Origin of the sequence: Halorubrum laminariae, from assembly GCF_024494655.1 — an archaeon.
GTDB classification, from domain to species: Archaea; Halobacteriota; Halobacteria; order Halobacteriales; family Haloferacaceae; genus Halorubrum; species Halorubrum laminariae.
In genome coordinates this window covers 249,558-266,693 of the sequence record NZ_JANHDL010000003.1, presented here as the reverse complement: position 1 = coordinate 266,693, position 17,136 = coordinate 249,558, and the positions used below count along the sequence as shown (strand labels likewise).

General features: G+C 66.5%; 19 protein-coding genes. 3 read left to right on the top strand and 16 right to left on the bottom strand.

Features of this window, described 5'->3' with window-relative positions; translation table 11 throughout:
• Positions 1 to 89: 89 nt before the first annotated feature.
• The 8 genes from NO887_RS07405 to NO887_RS07370 form a co-directional block, all read right to left on the bottom strand.
• A complete protein-coding gene (locus NO887_RS07405) occupies positions 90 to 755 on the bottom strand; it encodes a translation initiation factor IF-6 (RefSeq protein ID WP_256417830.1) in 666 nt (221 codons plus the stop codon).
• A gap of 1 nt (position 756) precedes the next feature.
• Positions 757 to 1,035 (bottom strand): 50S ribosomal protein L31e, encoded by a 279-nt coding sequence (locus NO887_RS07400; RefSeq protein ID WP_256417829.1) that lies wholly within the window; start codon positions 1,033 to 1,035, stop codon positions 757 to 759.
• Entirely contained in the window at positions 1,036 to 1,188 is a 153-nt protein-coding gene (locus NO887_RS07395) for a 50S ribosomal protein L39e (RefSeq protein ID WP_004050128.1), read from the bottom strand.
• Positions 1,189 to 1,283: 95 nt separating this feature from the next.
• The gene (locus tag NO887_RS07390; protein WP_256417828.1) at positions 1,284 to 2,420 is read right to left on the bottom strand and encodes a M20 family metallopeptidase; all 1,137 of its coding nucleotides are present in this window, start codon (positions 2,418 to 2,420) and stop codon (positions 1,284 to 1,286) included.
• Positions 2,417 to 3,088, bottom strand: coding sequence for an NfeD family protein (locus tag NO887_RS07385; protein ID WP_256417827.1), 672 nt, complete (start codon positions 3,086 to 3,088; stop codon positions 2,417 to 2,419). The genes NO887_RS07390 and NO887_RS07385 overlap by 4 nt, the downstream gene beginning before the upstream one ends.
• A gap of 73 nt (positions 3,089 to 3,161) precedes the next feature.
• Positions 3,162 to 3,419 carry a DUF7312 domain-containing protein gene (locus NO887_RS07380; protein WP_256417826.1) on the bottom strand — a complete coding sequence of 86 codons (258 nt, stop codon included), beginning with the start codon at positions 3,417 to 3,419 and terminating at the stop codon, positions 3,162 to 3,164.
• Between the two features lie 112 nt (positions 3,420 to 3,531).
• A complete protein-coding gene (gene pyk / locus NO887_RS07375; RefSeq protein WP_256417825.1) occupies positions 3,532 to 5,289 on the bottom strand; it encodes a pyruvate kinase in 1,758 nt (585 codons plus the stop codon).
• Positions 5,290 to 5,427: 138 nt separating this feature from the next.
• Positions 5,428 to 6,246: a 4-phosphopantoate--beta-alanine ligase gene (locus NO887_RS07370; RefSeq protein WP_256417824.1), complete on the bottom strand. Its 819-nt coding sequence runs from the start codon at positions 6,244 to 6,246 to the stop codon at positions 5,428 to 5,430.
• A 102-nt stretch (positions 6,247 to 6,348) separates the two neighbouring features.
• Between NO887_RS07370 and NO887_RS07365 the strand changes: the two genes are divergently transcribed.
• On the top strand, positions 6,349 to 6,594 hold the full coding sequence (locus tag NO887_RS07365; protein WP_303652265.1) for a DUF7999 family protein: 246 nt from the start codon (positions 6,349 to 6,351) through the stop codon (positions 6,592 to 6,594).
• 27 nt (positions 6,595 to 6,621) lie between these two features.
• Here NO887_RS07365 and NO887_RS07360 read toward each other — a convergent pair whose 3' ends face one another.
• The 8 genes from NO887_RS07360 to NO887_RS07325 all read right to left on the bottom strand — a co-directional run bounded on the left by NO887_RS07360 (position 6,622) and on the right by NO887_RS07325 (position 15,231).
• A complete protein-coding gene (locus NO887_RS07360; protein WP_256417823.1) occupies positions 6,622 to 7,107 on the bottom strand; it encodes a universal stress protein in 486 nt (161 codons plus the stop codon).
• 63 nt (positions 7,108 to 7,170) lie between these two features.
• On the bottom strand, positions 7,171 to 8,706 hold the full coding sequence (locus tag NO887_RS07355) for a TrkH family potassium uptake protein (protein ID WP_256417822.1): 1,536 nt from the start codon (positions 8,704 to 8,706) through the stop codon (positions 7,171 to 7,173).
• Between the two features lie 73 nt (positions 8,707 to 8,779).
• Positions 8,780 to 10,288, bottom strand: a complete 1,509-nt coding sequence (locus NO887_RS07350; RefSeq protein ID WP_256417821.1) for a TrkH family potassium uptake protein — start codon at positions 10,286 to 10,288, stop codon at positions 8,780 to 8,782.
• Positions 10,289 to 10,291: 3 nt separating this feature from the next.
• Positions 10,292 to 11,629 carry a Trk system potassium transporter TrkA gene (trkA, locus tag NO887_RS07345; protein ID WP_256417820.1) on the bottom strand — a complete coding sequence of 446 codons (1,338 nt, stop codon included), beginning with the start codon at positions 11,627 to 11,629 and terminating at the stop codon, positions 10,292 to 10,294.
• A gap of 92 nt (positions 11,630 to 11,721) precedes the next feature.
• Positions 11,722 to 12,615, bottom strand: a complete 894-nt coding sequence (locus NO887_RS07340; RefSeq protein WP_256417819.1) for a mechanosensitive ion channel family protein — start codon at positions 12,613 to 12,615, stop codon at positions 11,722 to 11,724.
• A complete protein-coding gene (locus NO887_RS07335; protein WP_128904590.1) occupies positions 12,615 to 12,860 on the bottom strand; it encodes a YhbY family RNA-binding protein in 246 nt (81 codons plus the stop codon). Before NO887_RS07335 ends, NO887_RS07340 begins: the two co-directional genes overlap by 1 nt.
• A 146-nt stretch (positions 12,861 to 13,006) precedes the next feature.
• Positions 13,007 to 13,708 carry an HD domain-containing protein gene (locus tag NO887_RS07330; RefSeq protein ID WP_256418012.1) on the bottom strand — a complete coding sequence of 234 codons (702 nt, stop codon included), beginning with the start codon at positions 13,706 to 13,708 and terminating at the stop codon, positions 13,007 to 13,009.
• A 107-nt stretch (positions 13,709 to 13,815) separates the two neighbouring features.
• Entirely contained in the window at positions 13,816 to 15,231 is a 1,416-nt protein-coding gene (locus NO887_RS07325; RefSeq protein WP_256417818.1) for a DUF7289 family protein, read from the bottom strand.
• A gap of 221 nt (positions 15,232 to 15,452) precedes the next feature.
• Here NO887_RS07325 and NO887_RS07320 point away from each other — a divergent pair, with 221 nt between their 5' ends.
• Both NO887_RS07320 and NO887_RS07315 read left to right on the top strand, forming a co-directional pair.
• Complete coding sequence (locus tag NO887_RS07320) at positions 15,453 to 16,403, top strand: cation diffusion facilitator family transporter (RefSeq protein WP_256417817.1); 951 nt, start codon at positions 15,453 to 15,455, stop codon at positions 16,401 to 16,403.
• 49 nt (positions 16,404 to 16,452) lie between these two features.
• Positions 16,453 to 17,136, top strand: coding sequence for a YqjF family protein (locus NO887_RS07315; protein WP_256417816.1), 684 nt, complete (start codon positions 16,453 to 16,455; stop codon positions 17,134 to 17,136).

The following is a 17,136-nucleotide window of genomic DNA, read 5'->3' as shown; positions in this document are numbered from 1 at the left end:
ACCAGTAAGACGGTCGTATCTGCGGTCCTCAGGTCCTGTGAGAAAGAATTCGGGGAGAAAGCGAGCCGCCCGGGAGACGACCGGGGCAGTCAGTCGATGAACCCGAGTGTCTCTTCGATGCGCCCGAGTTCCGGCCCAGTCGTCTCCTCGCCGACGACGTAGCCGCGGTCGTTGGCGACGAGTCCGGACCCGACGAGCGGCGCGCCGTAGTTGATCGTGCCGAGATCGGCGCGGACATCGAGCGCGTCCTCGACCGCCTGCAGTTCCGACTCGGTCGATTTCGGGTGACAAAGCACTCCGGTGTTGTTCGCGACCGCTGCGGTGCCGACGGTTCGAACGTCACCGAGGTCACCGCGGACGACGGGAACGTCGAGGGTGTCTCTGATCGCCGTAACCGACTCGCGCGCGAGGTCCGGGTGGACGTACGCGCCGTAGTCGTTCGCGAGGACGACGTTACCGGCGGCGTTGATCTCGCCGGGGAGTTCGCTGACCTCGCGGTCCGCGGCCTCGGCGATCCGCGACCGCTCGCGATCGGTCGCACGCGGTGAGACGAGGATCCCGCTCTCGTTGCCGACGGCGAGCGCTCCGACAGTGTTGGATCCGCCGACGGTCGTTTGGAGGGGGGTCGCACCGAGTTCCTCGCCGAGCGCGTCGGCGAGTTCCTCGTCGGTGTCGGGTCTGACCAACAGGAGGTCATCGACGACGCGGGCGAACACCCCAACGTACGACGAGCCGGTGAAAGTCGCCCGTAACACGCTACTCGGCGTACTCGGCTTCGACGACGGGCTCGCCGTCTTCGACGAAGCGGGCCGCGCGGACGCGGACCTTGCTCGGCGGGTTCTCTCGGCCGTTCGCCCAAACCGCCTCGTTGACGGATGTGTCGAGCACGACGTCCGCCTCCTCGACGGAGAAGTGCTGTGCGAGGTGCTCGCGAACGATCTTCATGGCGAAGTCGGCGCGCTCCTGTACGGGCTTGTCGTTGGCATCGCGGAGCGGGACAGTGACGACGCGCTCCTCGAAATCACTCGTCGACATTTACTCGTCCAGGTCGTTCCGACGCCAGTTGCGCCGCTTGGGGTTTCGTGTGACGTTCATATCGGTCTTCATCATGACCCACGCGGGGACGCGGGTGTTCTGGCGTTCCGCCTTCGCCAGACGCTTCTTTTGCGCCTTCGATTTGTCTCCCATAGTAGCCCCACGTTTCCGTGGAGCGCATAAAACCCCTTCCATACCGCGCCGCTCGGGACGGCGCGTTTTCGGGCGTCAGCGACGCTTTCGCCGCCTCACACCGCCCGCTCGCAGATCCCCCGATAGATCCGCTGGCACCGCTCCAGCACGTCGATTCCGACGCTCTCCGTATCCGTGTGCGCCTGCCCGGGCTCTGCGGCCCCGCAGATGAGACACGCGGTGCCGGCCGAAGCGAGCCACCCGGCGTCGGTCGCGTGCGGCTTCACGACGTGTTCCGGCGAGTCGGCCGTGGACGCATCGTCGAGTCCGCGGCCGGCGTGCACCTCGCGGGCGACCGCGAGCGCGGCGTCGGCGAAGTCTGCGTCCTCGCAGGCCATCGGCGGGAGGTCTTGGTCGACCGTCCACTCCACGCCCGTTACAGTCCCTTCGACGCGGCCGAGGTCGGCCCGGTCGCCCGGCACTGTCCGCTCGTCGACAGTCACCTCGCAGCGCTCCGGGATCACGTTCCACGTCTCGCCGCCCGACACCAATGTCACCGCGAGCGAGCCCGTGACCGACTCGCCGCGGACGGTCGCCGCCGGCGCGTCCAGCCCGCGGACGATGTCGATCGCGTCGCTCGCCCGATAGATCGCGTTCGCGCCCGCCTCGGGCTCCGAGGCGTGCGCCGCGGTCCCGCTGGCGACGAGCGTCGACCCGCGTCGACCCTTGTGCGCGACGGCGACATCGGTGACACCCGGCGCGGAGTAGCCCGTCGATCCCTCGGCGACGATCGCACGGTCCGGGGCGAAGCCCTCACCTATCGCGTGTCGCGCGCCGACACCGCCGTCCTCCTCGCCGACGAACGAGGCGAACGCGAGCGTCCGTCCTGCCGGCGGCGTCGCGTCTCGGAACGCGAGCAGACAGGCCGCGAGCGCGCCCTTCATGTCCGCCGTGCCGCGACCGCGGAGCCGACCGTCGCGGCGCTCGACGACGTACTCGCCGTCGACCCCCTCGCCCGTCGTCTGTCGGTCGGCGGGCGGGACCACGTCGTGGTGACCGACCAGCGCGAGCGTGTCGCCGGCCGGCTCGTCGGTCGTTTCCCTGTACGCGAGCACGTTGCCGACGGCGTCGCGATCGACGCGTGCGTCCGTCTCCGCTCGGAGCCACGTCTCGATCGCGTCGCCGGCGGCGGTCGCGTCCTCGTGGGAGGGGATCGCGACCAGCCGCTCCGTCAGATCGACGAGTTCAGTCATTCGCGGTCGGTCTCCGTCTCCCGATCGCCGTCCGTTTCGTGCTCGATTTCGCTTTCCGCCTCCCTATCGGCTCCGCTTTCTGCCTCGCGGTCAGTCTCTCTGTCGGCCTCGATCTCCGCTTCCTTCCGGGCGCGGTCGGCCGCAAGCTCCCTGTCGATGTCGTCTTCGACGTACCCCATCGACTCCACGGTGACCACGTTGCCGCCGCCGGGATCGACGACCATCACCTCCTCGCCCTCCTCGATCGTCCCCTCGATGGCGCGGGCGGAGTAGTAGGGATTGAACCCCCCTTCTGAGAGCTTCACCTCGCCGCCAGCGGTCGTAACTCGTTCGGTGACGGTGCCGGTCTGTCCCTTGAGCGAGTCGCTGTCGCTCGTCTGCTGTTGACCCTTGCCGCCGTACAGGTCGAACTCGTGGTAGCCGTAGAAGGCGGCCGCGCCGAAGACGAGGGTAAAAAGCGCCATGAGGAGCGTGAGCCCAGCCCCGGCGACGCCGACGGTCGTCAAGAATAGCCCGCCGAGTCCGGCCCCAATGAGCGCGATGCCGACCACGATGAAGTTCGCTCCCGGCGCGATCGCTTCCGCCATCGAGAGCAGCAGCCCGGCCGTCAACAACAGAAGCGGGAGGGTCTCCGGAGCCAGCAGCCCCGACTGCGCGAGCACGTCCATGTCCCGAGGTACGGCTGCGGCGGCATAAGTGGTGGTGCGGCGGCGCTCGATGCGATCGCCGGTCTCGGGTACGTCAGAACCCGAACACGAAGACGCCGATCGTGAGTGCGACGCCGAGCGCGACGAAGACCGCGTGTTCGATATCTATCGATCCGGGCTCTATCGGCTTGTCTTCGGGCGTGTGCGTGTCTTCCGTGACGCCGTCCGGTCCGACCTCGTCGATGGAGAACCGCCACTGGCTCTCGTCTGCGTCTCCCTCCTCTCCGCTGTCGTCGCGCGTCTCGTTCGCGCGGCTCCGAACGCCGTCGTCGTCGCGGTCCTCGCGGCTCATACCCGATGTAGGCGTGTCGGCGCTAAAGGACTGGCGGGCGGTCGGGCGGGATCGCCTCCGGATCCGATTCTGACTATCGGTTCTAACTACCGATTCCGACTACCGGTTCCGACTACCGGTTCCGGGCGGCCGCGATCACGTCGCCGTCGTAGACGATACCACGCTCGCCGTCGATAGTGACCGTCGCGCCGTCGGCGACGCGCTCCGGCAGCGTCGCTCCCGAGACCATCGGGACGCCGAGTTCACGGGCGACCACGGCCGGGTATCCGGTCATCCCCTCGCGGGCGTCGATGATGCCCGCGACCGCGTCGAGATCGCCTGTGAACTCGCCGTCAAATCCGGGACCGAGCGCGACGATCGACCCGTCGGGAATTTCGTCGAGATCGCCGTTGTCGACGCGGTACACGGGTGCCGCGGTGCGTCCGGCAACCACCGCCTTCCCGGTCACCAGCGTCTCGGCAGCGACGTGGACCTTGAGCGTGTTCGTCGTGTTCGTTCCCTCGAACTCGGTCAACATCCCGGAGAGGACGACGAGCGTGTCGCCCGACTCGGCACCGCCCGTGTCGAGTGCGGCGTCGACCGCGTTGTCGAGGATCGTCTCCATGTCGTGGGCGTACTCGCTCAACACGGGACGGACCCCCCACGAGAGCGCGAGCTGGCGTCGGACGCGGTCGTTCGGCGTCGTCGCGACCACGGGCACTCCCGGGCGGAACATCGCGGTCTTGCGCGCGGTGAAGCCGGACTCCGAGACCGCAACGACCGTCGACGCGCCGATGTCGCGCGCGAGGTAGCGCGCGGAGCGCGCGAGCGCCTCGGTTCGAGAGCCCTCGTCGGCCGTCGGCACGCGCTGTTCACGCGTCTCTGCGTACTCGTCGCTGGCCTCGACCCGTCGGACGATCCGGTCCATCGTCTCGACCACGTTGACTGGGTTGTCGCCGATGGCCGTCTCGCCGGAGAGCATCACCGCGTCCGTCCCGTCGAGGACCGCATTCGCCACGTCAGACGCCTCGGCGCGGGTCGGCCGCCGCGAGGCGACCATCGAGTCGAGCATCTCGGTCGCGGTGATCACGGGGACGCCCTCGTTGACGCACGTCCGGATGATCCGCTTTTGAATCACGGGCACGTCTTCGAGCGGGCACTCCACGCCCAGATCGCCGCGTGCGACCATCACGCCGTCGGCGGCCTCGACGATTCCCTCCAAGTTCTCGACCGCGCCGGCGCGCTCGATTTTGGCGACGATCGGAATGTCGTCGCCGCCGCGGACCTCCAGTTCGTCCGCTATCTCGTAGACATCGTCGGCGTCGCGGACGAACGAGGCCGCGACGAAGTCGGCGTCGGTCCGCGCCGCGAGGTCGAGCTCGGCCTCGTCTTCGGGCGTGATCAGGTCCACGTCGATGGCGACGCCGGGGAGGTTCACGCCCTTCCGCGAGCCGAGTTTCCCGCCGGAGACGACGGTCGCGACCACCGATTCCCCGTCGACGCGCTCGACGCGGCACTCGATCCGACCGTCGTCGAGGAGGACCGTGTCCCCCGGCCCGGCGGCGGCGATCGAGTGGGTCAGCCCGATTCGGTCCGGCGTCGCGTCGTCGCCCTCAACGAACGTCACCTCGGCGTCGTCGGTGATCTCGATCGGATCGTCGATCTCGGCGGTCCGGACCTCCGGTCCCTTCAGGTCGACCATCACTGCGAGCGGGTCGTCGATCTCGTCGTCGACGGCGCGGGCGCGTTCGATCACGGTCTCGCGGTGGTCCGTCGTCCCGTGGCTGGCGTTCAGTCGGACGACGGACATCCCCGCAGCCGCGAGGTCGCGGATCGTATCCCGGTCGTCCGACGCGGGACCGATCGTACAGACGATCTTGGCGTTTCGCATACCGCTCGGTTCGACGTAGGGGCGGAAAAAGCCACACGGTTGGGTAGATCCCGAGTGAACGTTCGTGACGTATCGTGTCCGGCCTCGATTCCGGCCGGACTCCGGGCTCACTCGCCGGTCACTCCCGATCACTCCCGATCACTCGTCGTCGCCGTCGCCGGTGTCGTCGCCGTCGCCGGTGTCGTCGCCATCCCCGGTGTCGTCGCCGGTGTCGAACGTCCCCTCGCGAATCGCCGTCTCCGCGTCGGCCAGCGCCGCGTCGGCGTCGAAGCGCTCGACGATCGCCCGCAGCTCCGCGTCGTCGGCACCGTCGAGGTCGCGGGCGTGTGCGGTGACGTTCGGCACGGCCCGAATCAGGTTGTCGATGATCGGGACGCTCGCGGTCCGTGGTGACCGGCTGCCCGGATTGAGGTCGATCACGATCTCGGTTTTGCCCATCGCGTCGAGCGCCGCCGCGCGGTCACCGTCCTCCAAGGGCACGACGACAACGTCCGCCGCCTCGATACCGTCGGCGTCGACGGTTCCGCGGGCGTGTGACAGCCCGGGAATCTCGCCGTCCGCGGCCATCCCCTTCACCTCGTCTGCGCCGTGATCGCGAAGGTGATCGGCTATCCGCCGGACCCGCTCGTCGGTGTGGTTGAAGAGGTTCACCTCGAGGTCGGCGTCGACCGCCGCCGCGAGTTCGACCGTCTCGGCGGGCACGAGCGCCGCGACGTTCCCGTTCACCGAGATCACCGGGTGCTCCGCCGAGAGGAGCACTGCGGCGGCGGCGCGAGCGGCCTCGTCCGCGCTCGGGAGGGTCTGCTCGCCGAGGAGGTAATCGAACGCCTCGCCGCGTCCCTGCGCGATGAGCCCCTGTTTCGAGGTGATCCCCGCCTCGACGCCGGCCTCGATCCGATGGCGCGTCACGAGCGACGCGTATCGCGGGTGGTTCTCAGGAACCTCCGTCTCAGTCATGCCGGCCGTTGTCGATGCGGCGATTAAAACGCCGCGTTCCCGGCCGGCGTAGTCGGTGCCATCGCAGCAAACGTTAATGTGATCCGAAACGAACGATCGATAATGATAGATCGTTCCGGCACGTACATGGTGGTCGAACCGTGCAACGGCCACGGAACGACGACGCTCCGCGAGCATCCGCGCAACAGCACCGTTCACGTCGTCGAGTACGGCGACCCCGAGGTCGAGTCGATGCTCGCCGGCCTCGACGCCGGGACGGTGGTTCGGGTCGAACTCGAACGCGAGGGTCGCCGCGGAAACGCGTGGCGCGCCGAGGCGGCTCGGCCGGTGAGCGCGGACCCCACGTGAGGAGGCGTCGAGGCCAGCGACGGAGCGTTACTCTTCCGTTCGAGGAAGCGCGACGACCGGCACGTCGGCGCTGGTCACGAGCCGCAGCGACAGGTCCCCTGAGAGAATCTGCATGATCCGGTTGCCGCCGCGCGAGCGGTAGACGATCGCGGTCGCGTCGACCGCATCGGCGGCCGCGAAGATCTCCGCGGCGACATCGCGACCGTACGCGGTGTGGTCGTCCGCGTCCGGGAACACCGCCCGGACGGCGGCGTACGACTCCTCGGCCAGCGCCTCCGACTGCTCGACAGGCGTCTTGTCGGGGACGCCGCCGCCCTTCTCGACGACATGGAGGGCGGTCACCCGCGCCGGGTTGTACGGTTCGAGCGCCCGCGCCGTCGCTCGTGCGTCCTTCTCGTTCGCGACTGGGAGCAGGGCGTGACCAAGCAGGTCCACGCCGCCGGCGGAGTTCGCGTCGTCGGGGCTCGTGTCGCCGGCGGAGTTCGCGTCGCCGACATCGTCGGAGTCGGTCATACCTCAAGTTTCGCCGCCGCGACTTAAGAAGGTGGTCGACCGCCAGCGCGCTCCGACGGCCGCTCACCGGTCGTCGAGTCCGGCGACGAACAGGGCGAGTATCGGGACGATCTCCAGCCGTCCGATCCACATCAGCCCGATCATCACGATCTTCGTCGTGTTCGGCAGGAACTCGTAGCTCCCGAAGGGACCAAGTGGTCCAAGCCCCGGCCCGATGTTCCCGATCGTCGCGAGCGAGGCCGCGAACGCCTCCGTCCCGGTGAGCGCCTCACCCATGCGCGCCGTGTCGAGTTCGATGAACACGGCGGCAGCCGCGAAGATGAGGAAGTACAACAGCGTGAACACGAGGATACCGCGGATCACGTCCTCGTCCACGACCTCGCCGCCGAGCCGGACCGGCTTGACCACGTCCGGATTCGCTGTCGTGTACAGTTCGCGGTAGAGCGCCTTCCCCACGATCAGCCAGCGGATCACCTTGATCCCGCCACCGGTCGACCCGGCGGACCCGCCGACGAACATCACGAACAGCAGGAAAAATCGCGTCTGCTGGTCCCACTGCGCGAAGTCCGCGGTGGCGAACCCCGTCGAGTTCATCAGCGAGGCGATCTGGAAGACACCCTGCCTCAGCGCGTTCTCGGTGACGCCCTCGGTCATCCCCCCGATCGTGGTGGCCGGCGCGCCGCCAGCGAATAGACCGACCGCGAGCACGCCCGCGAACGCGGTCACCAGTCCGAGGTACGTCCGGAACTCCGTGTTCTCGACCATCTGACGCGGCTTGCCGCGCAGGAGATACCAGAACAGCGCGAAGTTCACGCCCGCGATCACCATGAACGGGACGAACACCCACTGGACGACCGGCGAGAACGCCGCGATGCTCTCCGACTGCGGCGAGAACCCGCCCGTCGGCAGCGTCGAGAGCCCGTGGGCGATCGCGTTGTACAGGTCCATCTCCGGGGCGAGCGGCGTGAGCCCCAGCGCGAACAGGATCGCCATCAACGCGACCGTGAACCCGGCGTAGATGAGCCAGAGCGCGCGGGCCGTCTCGGCGATCCGCGGCGTGAGCTTCTGGAGCCCCGGTCCCGGAGCCTCGGACTTCATCAGCTGTGCGCCGTTGACCGCGAGCTGCGGAAGGATCGCGACCATCAGCACGATGATCCCCATCCCGCCGAGCCACTGGGTGAGCTGCCGCCACATGAGAAGGGCGTGCGAGTGTTGTTCGAAGCTGATCTCGGCGGTCGCGGTCGCGCCCGTCGTCGTGAATCCGCTCATCGACTCGAACAGCGCGTTCACCGGGTGTCCGAGCGCCGACGCCGTACCGTAGCCGGCGATGACGTACGGGATCGCCCCGACTATCGCCGCCATGAGCCACGCGAGCGAGACCACCGCGAGCGCGTCGCGCGGGCCGAGCTCCGGCTCGTCGTCGAGCCGTTCGAGCCCGGCACCGATCGCGACGGCGATCACCATAGAGACCGCAAACGTGCCGATGTCCTCTCCGTAGATCAGCGCCACGACGAGCGGGACGCTCATCGATGCCGAGAGGTACTTCACGATGCTCCCGGTGTAGCTGAGAGTCGCCCGCGTGTCGACGGTTCGTGTCACGTCTCTGTCGGTCCCTCGTCGATATCCGTCGTAGCTCCTTGACGAGTCAAGAACCCGTCGATACCGACGACCGTCACGACGTCCAGAACGACTTCGTGAACAGCACCAACACCGGAATGATCTCGATTCTCCCGATCCACATCAAGACGATCATGACCGCCCGCGTCGAGAGCGGGAACGAGGCGTACGTGCCGTACGGCCCCGCCGCGCCGAACGCCGGGCCGATGTTGAGGAACGTCGACGCGGCCGCGCCCATCGCCTCGAACTCGTTCACCCGGGCGTCGCCCCGTTCGGCGTCGACGACGACGAACACGGTGAAAATGAAGAATATCACGACGCTCAACAGAATGTACGCGTAGATGTCGCGAATCGTCTCCTCATCGACCGGCGCTCCGGAGTTCCGGACCGGCCGGATCGACTCGGGATGGATGCTCGTGAACAGGTCGCGTTTGAACGCCTTCAGCGCGACCATCCAGCGCAGCGACTTGATCGAACACGTCGTCGACCCGACCATCCCGCCGAGGAACATCCCCATGAACAGCAGGTGTTTCGCGCCCGGTGCCCACAGGTCGAAGTCGGCGCTCGCGTATCCGGTCGTCGTCACCATCGAGGCGACGTTGAAGGCGGCGTGGCGGACGGTCGCCTCGGGGCCGAAGGGGCTCCCGGGATCGAGCGCGAGCACGAGCGCGACGATCGCCGCGAACACGCCCATCGATCCGAGGTAGAAGTGAAATTCGTCGTTTTTTATCAGGCGCATCGGCTCGCCGTCGATCGCGAAGTACAGCAGCACGAAGCTCGTCGATCCGACGACCATGAACGGGATCACGGCCCACTGGATCGCGGGATGGAACGCTCCGATAGAGCGCGGCTCCGGCGAGAAGCCCGCGGTCGACACCGACGTGAACGCGTGCGCGATCGCGTTGTACAGATCCATCTGCGGATCGACGACGAATCCCAGCGCGAGGTAGGTCGCCGCTGCAAGCACCGTCAGTCCGACGTATATCCCCCAAATGAGCCGCGCAGTCTGGCTGATCTTCGGCGTGAGCTTGCTCACGTCTCGGGTCTGCGTTTCGGACTCCATCAGCTGTGCGCCACCGACGCCGATCTCCGAGAGCACCGCCGTCGCCAAGATGAGGATCCCGAGCCCGCCGAGCCACTGGAGCACCTGCCGCCACATCATCACGCCTCGGGGGTGAACGGCGAAGTCGACGAGCACCGTCGCGCCCGTCGTCGTCAGCCCGCTCATTGACTCAAACATGGCGTTCACGGGGTTCGCGAGCACGCCCGTCCCGGCGACGAAGAAGGGGATCGCACCGACCGCGGCGACCAGAAACCAGATCGACGCGACCGCGAGGAACGCCTCGCGCGGGCCGAGGTCGACGTCGGGGTCGCGCAGTGAGCGAAATCCACTCCCGAGCGCGAGAGCGGCGGCGATGGCGACGAGGAAGGGGACCGGCGACTCCCGGTAGTAGAGCGCGACCAGCAGCGGAAACGCGAGCGGCACGGTCAGGTACGTGAGCACGTCACCCGTGAGTTCCGCGCTCGCCCGCCATCGAACCCTGATCCGCTTGCGTCCGGTCATCGGTCAGGCCATCGAGGCCAGTTCAGTCGTGAACGCGGTCTCGACGAGCACGATCACATGGTCGCCCGGCCGGAGGACGGTGTCCCCGCGCGGCGTGACGTGCTTTCGGTTCCGAACGATCGCGCCGATGACGAACTTGGCGTCGATCTCCTCGACGAGTTCGCGGATCGGCCGCCCCACCAGGGCACATCCCTCGTCGAGTTCCAGCTCGAGGACCTCCGCCTGATCGTTTTCGAGGACCGCGATGTTCTCGGCGACGCTCTCGAAGGTGAACCGGATGATCTCCTCCGCGGTCACCGTCCGTGGGTTGATCGCCACGTCGATACCGATCTCCTCGAAGACGGTGACGTAGTCGGCGCTGTCGACGACGCTCACGACCCGATCGACGCCGAGGCGCTTCGCCAGTACCGCCGCCAGCAGGTTCCGCTCGTCGGAGTCGAGCGCGGTGACGACGATGTCGGCCTCGTCGACGTGCTCGCGGGACAGGAACTCCGTGTCCGTCGCGTCGTGTTCCATCACGACGGTGTCCGGGAGCTGTTCCGCGAGCCATCGCGCCCGCTCTCCGTCCTGCTCGATGAGCCGCGAGTTGAGGCCGCGCTCTTCGAGGATCCGCGCGGTCTGATACCCGATCTCGCTGCCGCCGACGATGACGATCTCGTCGGCGTCGTTCGGCGTGGTGTCGGGTGCAATGTCGTTCGCGAACGCTTGGACGCTCTCCGGGCTCCCGACGACGACCGCCCGGTCGCCCGGACAGATCCGCGTATCGCCGCGGGGGATCTCCATTTCGCCGTCGCGGAAGATGCCGACGAAGGTGAGCGATTCGAATCGGTCGGCCTCCGCGACCGTCTGATCGGCCACCGGGCTCGTCGCGTCGATCTCGAACTCGGCCATCTGGACGAGACCGCCGGCAAACGGGTCGACGTCGATCGCGGCCGGCAGGCCGATGACGCGGACGATGTTCTCCGCGGTGAGGAGGTCCGTACAGACGAGGAAGTCGACGCCGAAGGCCGCCTCGTCGCGTTTCCATGTCCTCAGGTATGATGTGCTCTTCACCCGGGCGATCGTGAAGGGATCGCCGAAGGTCTTCGCGGTCCCGCAGGCGACGAGGTTCGTCCGGTCGTCGTCCGTGCAGGCGATGAGCATGTCGGCGTCGGCGACATCGGCCCGATCTTGGACCGACGAGTCGGTTCCGTCGCCGGTGATGGTGAGCACGTCGTACTGGTACTTGAGATCCTCCGTGCGGTCGGCATCGCAGTCGATGACGACCACGTCGTGGTCCGACGCCAGGCTGGCCGCGGTGCTCGTCCCGACCTCACCGGCTCCGATGATGACCACGTGCATGGCACCAACCAGTTACCCGATCCTCAAGTTCGTTACTATCGGGATCGGTGACAGATGTCGGAGAATGCTCGGTGACAGCTATCGGAGAACGCCTACGATCCGTCGCCGAACGCGCTCGGCTCCGCCCACGCGTTCCGTCCCGAGACGGTCCGCTGCGGGAACGGGATCGAGATGTCCTCCTCGTCGAACCGCTCTTTGACCGCCTTCACGTAGTCGGCGCGGGCCTTCACGAAGTCCGCTCGCGAGGGATCCTCGATCCAGATACGCGACTGGAGCCCGACGTACGAGTCGGCCAGTTCGGTCAGCCGCACCGACGGGGCGGGATCGTCCAAGATCGCGTCGCTCCGCTCTGCTTCCTCGACGATTATCTCAGTTGCTTTGTCGATGTCGTCCTCGTAGTCAATCCCGAAGACGAACTTCAGTCGGAGCGTCTTCTTCGCGACGGGGTTTTTGATCACGTCACCGGTGAGTACACTGTTCGGCACCGTGAGCAGTTCGTTGTCGAACGTCCGGACGCGAGTGACTCGCATGGAGATGTCCTCGACGACGCCGGAGTTCCCCTGCCACTCGATCCAGTCGCCGATCCGGAACGGCTTGTCCGTGAAGATGAACACGCCCGCGACGAAGTTCTTGAGCACGTCCTGAAGCGCGAAGCCGATGGCGAGCGTCGCCGCGGCTCCGATCGTCGCAAGCGACTGCAGGAAGTCGCCGTAGCCGGCCGCACCGAACGCGACCGTGATCCCGACGAAGAACACCACGAACGCAAGCAGCTTCTGGACCGGCTTCCGGGCGTGGTCGTCGAGGCCGCGACGGTTGAACACTCGCACTGACAGCGGCATGATGACTATCTTAAAGACCACGGACACGACTACGAGCACGGCGAAGAACGTCGCCGCGTCGACGACCGTGTCCGTGAACGGACCGAAGTACGGGCTCAACGCGCCGCCGATCGCGACGACGGCTCCAGACGGGGCCGCCGCGGCCATCAGTGGAGCACCGCCGTGTTCCCGCGCGTCTCGATCAGGTCGGCGTCGACCGCATCGGCCAGTTCCGCGGCGAGTTCGTCGGTCGTCGTTCCGCCCCGGGCGGCCCGGAGGAACTTCACCTTGACGAGCTTCCGATCGTCGAGCTGGTCGTCGAGTTCGTCGACGACCGAGTCGATACCGTGTTTCCCGACCCAGACGGTGACGTCGAGATCGTGCGCCTCCTTTCGAAGCTGTTGGTCACTCATACCGTCCACACACGCCCGCGAGCATTGAAGCTTGATGTTCGGCGGTCGGTATCGGCCCGAACCGGTCCGAACCGGTCCGAACCGGTCGGTGCTTCCGACGCCGCCGATGCTTCCAATGCTTCCGACGCTGCCGACGCCGGCTCGCCTCAGCGGTCGGTGACCCCGTCAGCGTCCATCCGCGAGACCTCCTCTTCGAGCCACTCGCGCAGCCACTTCACGCGCTTTATGCGCTGGTGTGCGATGCTCTCCGCGCTGTCGGAGACGACGCGTTCGGTGTGGTCGTGTGCGCGCTCCAGAACGCGGTCGACCATCTTCGCGGCGTCCATGTGCGTGCGAGACTCGTAGCCCATCCGCAACAACATCAGGACGGCACCGTTCGCACCAACCTTGTCGAGCACGTCGGCCTCGATCAAACACCGACTCTCCAGGGACACGTCGTCGAGGTCGCCCGTGTACGAGTGGTCGACGACCGCGCCGCACACCTCCTCGACGAACCACTCCGGGTAGTCGCCGCGACTCGTGAGGTACTCGCGGGCGACGCGCGCACCGGCCTCGGCGTGTACGTCCTGTTCGGCTTCCAGTTTCGCCACGTCGTGAAACACCGCCGCGACGCGGACCACGTCGAGGTCAGCGCCCTCGCTCTCTGCGATTTCGGTCGCCAACTCCACGACGTTGAGGATATGGTTGAACCGATAGTCAGCCGAGTGCCACGGGTACCACCGCATCCGGCCGCCGTCTTCCTCGCTCTCAACGCTGGCCGCGAGGTAATCTCTCACGAACACTTTCATCTCCTCGAACGCCTCGTCGCTCACCTCCGTCTCCTTAATCTCGACGCCCACGGGGACCACCTCGGACGAAAGACTCATCATTCATTACCGTGACCGAGGAGCGTTTCGTTCTTAGACGTTACGACGGTGCCGCGGTAGGGGTCGAACGCGGTCACAACCGGCCATTCCTAGTCAAAATCGACCTCGACGACGTTCTCGGTCACGTGGAGGTAGGTGATCACGTTTTGATCGTCCTGCAGGACCTCGCTGAGTTCGAGATCAGCGACCGACGAGTCGTACTGGATATCCACGTTCCCGTTGATATTTGCCTCATAAAACACGAACACGCCGCGGAGTGTCGGATTTCCCGTAATGTCGAGATTAGCATTCGGGGCGTAGATGATCGCGTCGATTTCGGCATTACCCATTCCTTTGTTATCTTCGGATATTCCGTCGCCGTTGACGTAGAACTGTGTCCGATCGGCATCGACCGACTCCGCGGCCGTCCCGATGGTCGGTTTGTCGACGTTCATCGACCCGTTGATATAGTAGCGAACGTCGTTATCGGTGTCGTCTTCGATCTCCAGCGTCTCGCTTTCGATATCGAAGTCCCCGTCGACGACGATCCTAATGTCTCCTTCAGTCGTGTTGAAATCGACGCTGTCGCTCACTTCATAGCCACTATCGGTGTAATACAGACCGGATGTGCACGATCCGTCACTGTCGAAACATTCGGAGATATCGGTTCCGTTGGCCTCGCCATCTGCGATCTGTTCCCGAATGAGCGGTTCCGGCGACGGATGCGTGTTCCCGGTGCTGTACTTACTCTCATCGAGTTTCCCGCTCGGGTTAGTAACTCCCCCCGTTCCTATCGACAGCGGTCGATCGCGAAGTTGGAGTGGCGTGACCAGCCGCGCGACGGTCGTCCGGTTCTCGTCGTACTTCGTCACCGAGCCGTCGGCGCGCTGGCTGAAGAAGTCGTACCACCCCTCGTAGTAGTCGCTTTGCACCTCGACGACGACGGTTCCGTCTTCGAGGGGATTCGCCGTTTCGGTGACTCCGCTAGAGGCGTTCGGAGGCTGACGCACGACGCCGGTTCCCCGCTGCGGGTACTCCTCCGATCCATTGAGCCGGACGACCGGGAACGTAAGCGTTGTCCCTCGGTAGTGGTACTCCGGCGGCGATATCATCCGTCCGTAGCCGTTCGAGGCGGTCCAGACGCCGCCGCCCTGGAGCGCGACGGTGCGATCTTCCCCGACGTACTCCAGCGTCCCGATCGAGTCGTTGTAGACCGTCGTGTCTCCGTCCGTCCCATCTTCGATCCGCACCTCGACTCGCCCCGCGTTCTCGTCGAGCCGGAGCTGCCCGCCGTCGACGGAGCCGAGGTCGAACCGGCGCGCGTCCGCCTCGCCGAGCGCGACGAGGCTGGACTGCGAGGAGAGCTGTGACATCCCGTTTTCCACGCCCGCCGACTGGGCCTCGTCGGTGACCAACCCGAGCGCGACGCTCCCCGTCGCCACCGTGGCCGTCACGGCGGCGATGGTGATCCCCAGCAGGAGCACGACGCCGATCACCTCGCTCTGGCCGCGCTCGCCGATAGTCATACTGAACCGTTCGTCGTCGTCGTATATAAGTATCGACCGCCAATCCTCAGCTGTGATACGCAGGTGGTGACGAGAGAATAGGCGTTTTTGCCATCTAGGGGATTTTTCGCCGGTGTTGAGAGCATCAAAGGGAGAGAGTTCTCGGTGTTCGAATCTGGACCCGCCCCCGCCGACGTCTCGTCCACGAGGTTCTTAAACGCGGCCACCGACGGTTCGAACGAATGTGGGGCCCCGGTTCTGGGAGCGAGAAAGGGCGGTTCCAGCGAGCCGCGGCGGTGAACGTCCTCGGGAATCTGGCGAAGATCCTCATCGAGGGCGCGGCCGGGATCACCTTCGGGAGCGTCGCGCTCGTCGCCGACGCGGCCCACTCCGTCGCGGACCTCGTCGCGAGCGCGGTCGTCCTCGTCTGGGGTGGCGCGCGATACGACGATCCGGACGAGACCCACCCGCACGGTCACCAGCGGATCGAACCGCTGACGGCGCTCTTCGTCGGCGCGACGATCGTGATCCTCGGGCTCCTCCTGTTGCGGGAATCGGTCGCGGGGCTGATCGGTCCGACGGAGGTCTCGGCAAGCCCGATTCTGGTCGCGGCGCTGCTTTTCGCGGTGGCCGATATGTACGCTCTCTACTGGTACACAGAGCGGGTGAACGAATCGCTCGGGTCGACGGCGCTGACTGCGCTCTCGGCAGACTGCCTCAACGACATCTACACGACCATCGCAGCGCTTGTCGGCGTCTTCGGCGTCTTCCTCGAATTCCCCGTCCTCGATCCGATAGCCGGGGCGCTCGTCAGCGTCCTCGTCGTGTATCAGGGAATCGATATCGGCCGCGAGAACGTGACGTATCTGGTCGGTGCCGCGCCGCCTGACGCCGACCGCGATCGCGTCATCGCGGCGCTGCGCGACCACCCGGCCGTCGAGGGCGTCCACGACCTCACCGTGTACTACGACGGGACCGACTTGGAGGTCGAGGTGCACGTCGAGGTCGACGGCACGATGACGCTGCACGACGCCCACGATGTTGAGACGGAACTCATCACGGGGCTCCGCGCGGTCGACGACATTGGCGACGTTCACGTCCACCTCGACCCGTCCGGCCTCGGCGAGTGGAAGGACGCCGAGGAGTCGATGAGCGGGTCGTCGGACAGACCATCGGGCGGCGGTCCGCTCTGAGTCCCCCCCTCGGCGCACCGCCTTTGTCCGTCCAGCACCTACGTCCGGTATGACCGTTCCTCGCTGGCTGGAGATGACGTGGCAAGACGGACTGTTCTGCCACTGGACGGTCGATCCCGCCATCGTCGACGAGACGCTCCCCTCGGGCCTCTCGGTCGCCACGCACGACGGCGACGCGTACCTCGGCGTCGTCGCGTTCGCGATGGACGATATCCGCCCGCGCGGGTCGCCGTTCGGGCTCTCGTTCCCGGAGCTGAACCTCCGGACCTACGTCGAGGGACCGGCGGGACCCGGCGTCTACTTCTACAACCTCGACGCCGACGACCGGATTGGGGTCGCGGTTGCGCGCCGGCTGTTCTCACTGCCGTACTACCGCGCCGAGATGACGGTGCGTCGCGACGGGGAGACAGTCCGGTTCACCAGCCGTCGGACCCACCGCGATGCTCCGCACGTACGCTTCGACGCGACCTACGAACCGGTCGGAGACACGTACGTGCCGGAACCGGGATCGTGCGACGCGTTCCTCGTCGAGAACTACCGGTTTTACACGTCCGGGAAGGGGCTTTACGTCGGCGCGATCGCTCACGAGCCGTGGACGCTCCGCGAGGCCCGCGTCGATCTCCGGGCGAACACACTGTTTGAGGCCAACGGGTTCGATCGACCCGACTGCGAGCCGATCGCGCACGTCGCCGACCCGATCGACGTGACGGCAGACCGCATTCGTCGGGTCTGA